The sequence below is a fragment of the Actinomycetota bacterium genome (genome assembly GCA_035540895.1).
Lineage (GTDB): Bacteria > Actinomycetota > JAICYB01 > JAICYB01 > JAICYB01 > DATLFR01.
The window spans coordinates 1-5,437 of the sequence record DATLFR010000017.1 but is presented as its reverse complement, the minus strand read 5'-3'; the positions used below and the strand labels follow the sequence as shown (position 1 = coordinate 5,437).

The following is a 5,437-nucleotide window of genomic DNA, read 5'->3' as shown; positions in this document are numbered from 1 at the left end:
CCCCCACCCGCCCGAAGCCTCGCCGGCGCGCGAAGGCCCTCGAGGAGCTGAACCCTGGCGACCTCGTCGTGCACGCGCTGCACGGCATCGGCCGGTTCGTCGGGATGGAGACCCGGGAGGTCGGGGGCTTCACCCGCGAGTACCTGATCGTCTCCTACGCGGGCGACGACCGGCTCTTCGTCCCGTCGGACACGGCGGAAGCCCTCCAGCGGTACATCGGCACCGAGGAACCCAAGCTGTCCCGGCTCGGGACGGCCGAGTGGGAGCGGACGAAGGCGCGCGTGCGGCGCAAGGCCCGCGACATCGCGGCCGAGCTCGTCCGGCTGTACGCGGCGCGCCAGAGCACCCCCGGGCATGCGTTCCCGACCGACTCCCCGTGGCAGCGTGAGCTCGAGGAGTCCTTCCCCTACGAGGAGACGCCCGACCAGCTCCGAGCCATCCGTGACGTATCCGCGGATATGGCCAAGCCACACCCGATGGACCGCCTCGTATGCGGCGACGTGGGCTACGGGAAGACGGAGGTGGCGGTCCGGGCCGCGTTCGCCGCCGTCGTTGAGGGGAAGCAGGTCGCGGTCCTCGTCCCCACCACCATCCTCGCCCAGCAGCACCACGCGACCTTCGCGGAGCGGTTCGGACCGTTTCCCGTCCAGGTCGGCCTCCTCAGCCGGTTCTCATCCCCGGCCGAGCAGGCGGACACGATCGCCAAGGTCGCCACCGGCGAGGTGGACGTCGTGATCGGCACCCACCGGCTCCTGTCGAAGGACGTCCGCTTCAACGACCTCGGGCTCGTGATCGTCGACGAGGAGCACCGGTTCGGGGTGGCGCAGAAGGAGAAGCTGCGCAAGCTGCGCGTCGAGGTCGACGTGCTCACGCTGACCGCGACCCCGATCCCCCGGACGCTCGAGATGTCCATGTCGGGGATACGCGACCTCTCGATCATCGAGACCGCCCCCGCCGCGCGCCGTCCCGTCCGGACGTTCGTCGGTCCGTTCGACGAGCGGCTCGTCACCGCCGCCATCCGTCGCGAGCTGGCGCGGGGGGGTCAGGTCTTCTACGTCCACAACCGGGTGCAGACGATCGAGCGGGAGCACCGTCGCCTCCAGCGGCTGATACCGGAGGCGAGGGTCGCCGTCGCCCACGGCCAGATGGACGAGGACACTCTGGAGCGGACGATGCTCGCGTTCGGCACCCGCGAGGTGGACGTGCTGCTCTGCACGACGATCATCGAGGCCGGCCTGGACATCCCCTCCTCGAACACGCTGATCGTCGACCGGGCGGACATGCTCGGCCTGGCGCAGCTCTACCAGCTCCGCGGCCGGGTCGGACGAGCGGGGGAGCAGGCGTACGCGTACCTCTTCTTCCCCCCGAACATCCGGCTCACGGGCCAGGCGCACGAGCGTCTGAAGACCCTGGCCCAGTTCACCGAGCTCGGGTCGGGCATGGCGATCGCCTTGAAGGACCTGGAGATCCGGGGCGCCGGGAACATGCTCGGGGCGGAGCAGTCAGGCCACATCGAGGCGGTGGGGTTCGAGATGTACATGCAGATCCTGGAGGAGGCCGCTCGCGAGCTGCGGGGGGAGCCCAGCGCCGAGCCGGCCGAGGTGCGCCTGGACGTCCCCGTGAACGCCTACCTCCCGGACGACTACATCGACCGCGACCCGCTGCGCCTGGCCGCGTACCGCCGCATCGCGGACGCCGCCTCGCCGTCCGAGGTGGACGACGCCCGGAGCGAGCTGCGCGACAGGTTCGGACCGCTCCCGCCGCCAGCCGACGCTCTCCTGAGCGTGGCCGAGCTGCGGGCCGTGCTCAGACAGGCGGGGGTCACGGAGCTGGCCGTCGCCGAGCACGAGCTGCACGGGCGGGTGGCGAGGCTGAAGCCGGTCCGGTTCGGTCACGAGTGGCAGCCGATCCGGCTGCAGCGCGAGCACCCCCGCGCGGTCCTCACCGAAGCGACGTCCACCCTCCTGCTCCCTGTGCCCGACATCGAAGGGCCTGAGCTGGTCGCCTGGCTCCTGGAGGCGGTCCGGGGGCTGTTGGTCTCTGATATCGTCCCCGCCTGATGCGCCCCGCCCGCCGACTCCTGCTCGTCCTCGCCGCCGTGCTCGCGACGACCGGGTGCGCCGACCAGCTGACCCCTGCCGCCGCCCTGGTGGACGGCGAGCGCATCACCGAAGCCACCGTCGAGCGTGAGCTGGAGCACCTGCGCGACGACCCCCAGTACCAGACGGGGCTCGCGCAGGTCGGGGAGGAGTTCCGCGGCGAGGAGCGGCGCCGGCTGCTCACCATCCTCGTCCAGGTCTCCCTCGTGCGCCGCGAGCTCGAACGACGCGACCAGCCGGTGACCGAGCAGGACGTGGACCAGATGGTCGACCGCCTGGCCCTGCAGTACGGCGGGCGGGAGAGGCTGATGGAGCTCGCGGCCGAGCAGAAGCTCGACCGGGCGCGGTTCCGGGAGCTCGTCCGCCGGCAGGCCGCCGTCGAGAAGCTGCAGAGGGTCCTGACCGCCGATGTCCAGCCCGAGGCTACGCAGGTCCAGGCCGCCTACGAGGAGCGCCAGGCCATCTACCAGCAGGCCCGGCTCTCGCGGATCACCGTCGGCGAGCGCGAGGAGGCGACCCGGATCGTCGAGCGGGTGGAGGGGGGAGCCTCGTTCGAGACGCTCGCGCGCCAGGCCGAGAACGGCGAGGACCTCGGGTGGGTCGACCTGCGCACGGTCGACGAGGCGACGCGCACCGAGATAGAGGGGGTCCCGGACGGGGGGGTCGCGGGACCGGTCCAGACCGGGAGCGGGTTCCACGTCTACCAGGTCCACGAGCGACGGACCGCCCCGCTCGAGGACGTCCGGGCCGAGATCCTGGACCAGCTGCTCGTGGAGCAGCGCCAGCAGGCGCTCGGGCGCTTCCTGCGTGAGCGCGGCTCCCGGTCGCGGATCGTCGTGAACCCCAAGTACGGACGGTTCGACCCGGAGCGCTTCGCGATCGTCCCGAACGACCCCGAACTGCCCGAGTGAGACCGGAGGACCTCGACCTCCCTCCCGGCTTCGCGCGGGTGGTGGACCCGGCCGTCGAGCCGTTCCGCTCCCTCGTCGCGGTGATCGCCAAGCTGCGCAGCCCCGAGGGCTGCCCGTGGGACCGGGAGCAGACGCACCAGACCCTCGCCCGCCACCTCCTCGAGGAGACGTACGAGGTGCTGGAGGCCATCGAGGACGACGACGCAGCCGGTCTGCGCGAGGAGCTGGGAGACCTCCTGCTCCAGGTCGTCCTGCACGCCCAGCTCGCCGCGGAGGAGGAGACGTTCACGATCGCCGAGGTCGTGAGCGACCTCACCGACAAGCTCGTCCGCCGCCACCCCCACGTGTTCGGCGATGTCGAGGTGTCCGGGTCGGATGACGTCCTGGCCAACTGGGAGGCATCGAAGCGAGCCGAGAAGGGGACGCGGGTCATGGAGGGCGTCCCCAGGGCGATGCCCGCCCTCGCCCGGGCGTCCAAGCTGTCCCGGCGCGCCGCTCAGGTCGGGTTCGACTGGCCGACCGTCCACGAGGCCGCCGAGAAGGCGGCCGAGGAGCTAGAAGAGGTCCGGCGCGAGCTGTCCGATCCGGACCCCGATCCCGCCCGGGTCTCGGCCGAGCTGGGCGACGCGCTCTTCGCGCTGGCCGTCCTGGCCCGCAGGGCGGGGGTCGAGCCCGAGACCGCGTTGCGGACCGCCACCGACCTGTTCGCCGAGCGGTTCAACCGGATGGAGAACCTCGCCTCTCAGGAGGGTGTGCAGCTCGAATCCTTGTCCCCCGAACGGTGGCGGCGATACTGGGAGCGAGTCCACAAGGAGGTTCGGCCCGAGTGATCCCGCCCACGTCGATCGAACGCGTCTGGGCCCGGGAGATCCTCGACTCCCGTGGGAACCCGACGGTCGAGGTCGAGGTCATGCTCTCTTCCGGCGCGTCCGGGCGCGCGGCCGTCCCATCCGGCGCGTCCACGGGAGCCTTCGAGGCCAGCGAACTGAGAGACGGGGACGACCGCTACGGGGGCAAGGGTGTGCTGGAGGCGGTCTCGAACGTCTCAGCGCGGATCGCGCCCGAGATCGTGGGGCGCGACGTCCTGGACCAGCGCGGACTCGACGACACCCTGCTGCGGATCGACGCCACCCCCAACCTCGGCTCCCTGGGCGCGAACGCCGTCCTGGGGGTCTCGCTCGCGGCGGCCGCCGCCGGCGCGACCCACCTCCGCATCCCGCTGTACCGGTACCTGGGGGGTCCGGGCGCGAACGTCCTGCCGGTCCCCTTCCTGAACGTCCTGAACGGAGGGGCTCACGCCGACAACGGCATCGACGTCCAGGAGTTCATGGTCGCCCCCATCGGACTCGCCTCATTCTCCGAGGCGCTCCGCGCCGGGGCGGAGGTCTACGCCTCCCTCCGCTCGGCCGCGCGCAAGGCCGGGCTGGGCACGAACGTGGGAGACGAAGGCGGCATAGCGCCGGACCTGCCGTCCACGAGAGCCGCCCTCGAGCTCATAGCTGGAGCCGTGGAGGACGCCGGCTACACGCTGGGCAGCGACGTCGTCCTCGCCCTGGACGTGGCGTCGACCGAGCTCTTCCGCGACGGGTCCTACCACCTCGAGGGCCGTTCGATGGACGCCGACGAGCTGGCCGCCTTCTACGGCGCCCTATGCGACGACTTCCCGATCGTCTCCATCGAGGACGGCGCGTCCGAGGAGGACTGGGCGGGCTGGACGACGCTGACCGAGGCGATAGGGGACAGCGTCCAGCTCATCGGTGACGACCTCCTCGTCACGAACCCGGAGAGGGTCGCGCGGGCGATCGAGGAGGATTGCGCGAGCGCCGTCCTCGTGAAGCCCAACCAGATCGGGACGCTCACGGCCACCCTCGACACCATCACCCTGGCCCGCCGGGCCGGCTGGGCGGCGATGCTCTCCCACCGGTCCGGGGAGACCGAGGACACCACCATCGCCCACCTGGCCGTCGCGACCGGCGTCGGGCAGATAAAGACGGGCGCCCCCGCGCGCGGTGAACGGACCGCCAAGTACAACGAGCTCCTCCGGATCGAGGAGCAGCTGGGCGCGGGAGCCCGGTACGCGGGCTGGGACTGCCTGCCTCTCGGCGTCGACGCCGCCCAGGACGAGAGCGAGGGCTAGTGGTCCGGACGGCCGCGCCGCCGACCGCCCCCCCCGAGCGTCCGGCGCCCCATCGGCGCCAGCTGCTCGCCATCGGGCTCCTGGTCGCCGCCTTCCTCGTCTTCTTCCCGACGAAGCAGCTCGTGGCCCAGAAGATGCGGATGCACCGCCTCGAGGCTCGGCTCGTCGAGCTCCAGCGCAACAACGAGGAGCTCGAGGCCGAGGTCCGCCGCATGCAGGACCCCCAGGAGCTCGAGATCCTGGCCCGGGAGCGGCTCGGCCTCGTGAAGCCCGGCGAGGACGCCTACATG

5 protein-coding genes are annotated in these 5,437 nt (G+C 71.8%); all 5 read left to right on the top strand.

The genetic code is table 11. The annotated features are described in order from the left end of the window. Positions 1-2,060 (top strand): transcription-repair coupling factor (gene mfd, locus VM840_00820; protein HVL80117.1); only part of this gene is annotated, 2,060 nt, incomplete at its 5' end. Next, a complete protein-coding gene (locus VM840_00815) occupies positions 2,060-3,010 on the top strand; it encodes a peptidyl-prolyl cis-trans isomerase (protein HVL80116.1) in 951 nt (316 codons plus the stop codon). The genes mfd and VM840_00815, both read left to right, overlap by 1 nt. Next, complete coding sequence (mazG, locus tag VM840_00810; GenBank protein ID HVL80115.1) at positions 3,007-3,840, top strand: nucleoside triphosphate pyrophosphohydrolase; 834 nt, start codon at positions 3,007-3,009, stop codon at positions 3,838-3,840. Before VM840_00815 ends, mazG begins: the two co-directional genes overlap by 4 nt. Then, positions 3,837-5,147: a phosphopyruvate hydratase gene (gene eno / locus VM840_00805; protein ID HVL80114.1), complete on the top strand. Its 1,311-nt coding sequence runs from the start codon at positions 3,837-3,839 to the stop codon at positions 5,145-5,147. The genes mazG and eno overlap by 4 nt, the downstream gene beginning before the upstream one ends. Continuing rightward, a partial coding sequence (locus tag VM840_00800) for a septum formation initiator family protein (protein ID HVL80113.1) occupies positions 5,147-5,437 on the top strand: 291 nt, incomplete at its 3' end. The genes eno and VM840_00800, both read left to right, overlap by 1 nt.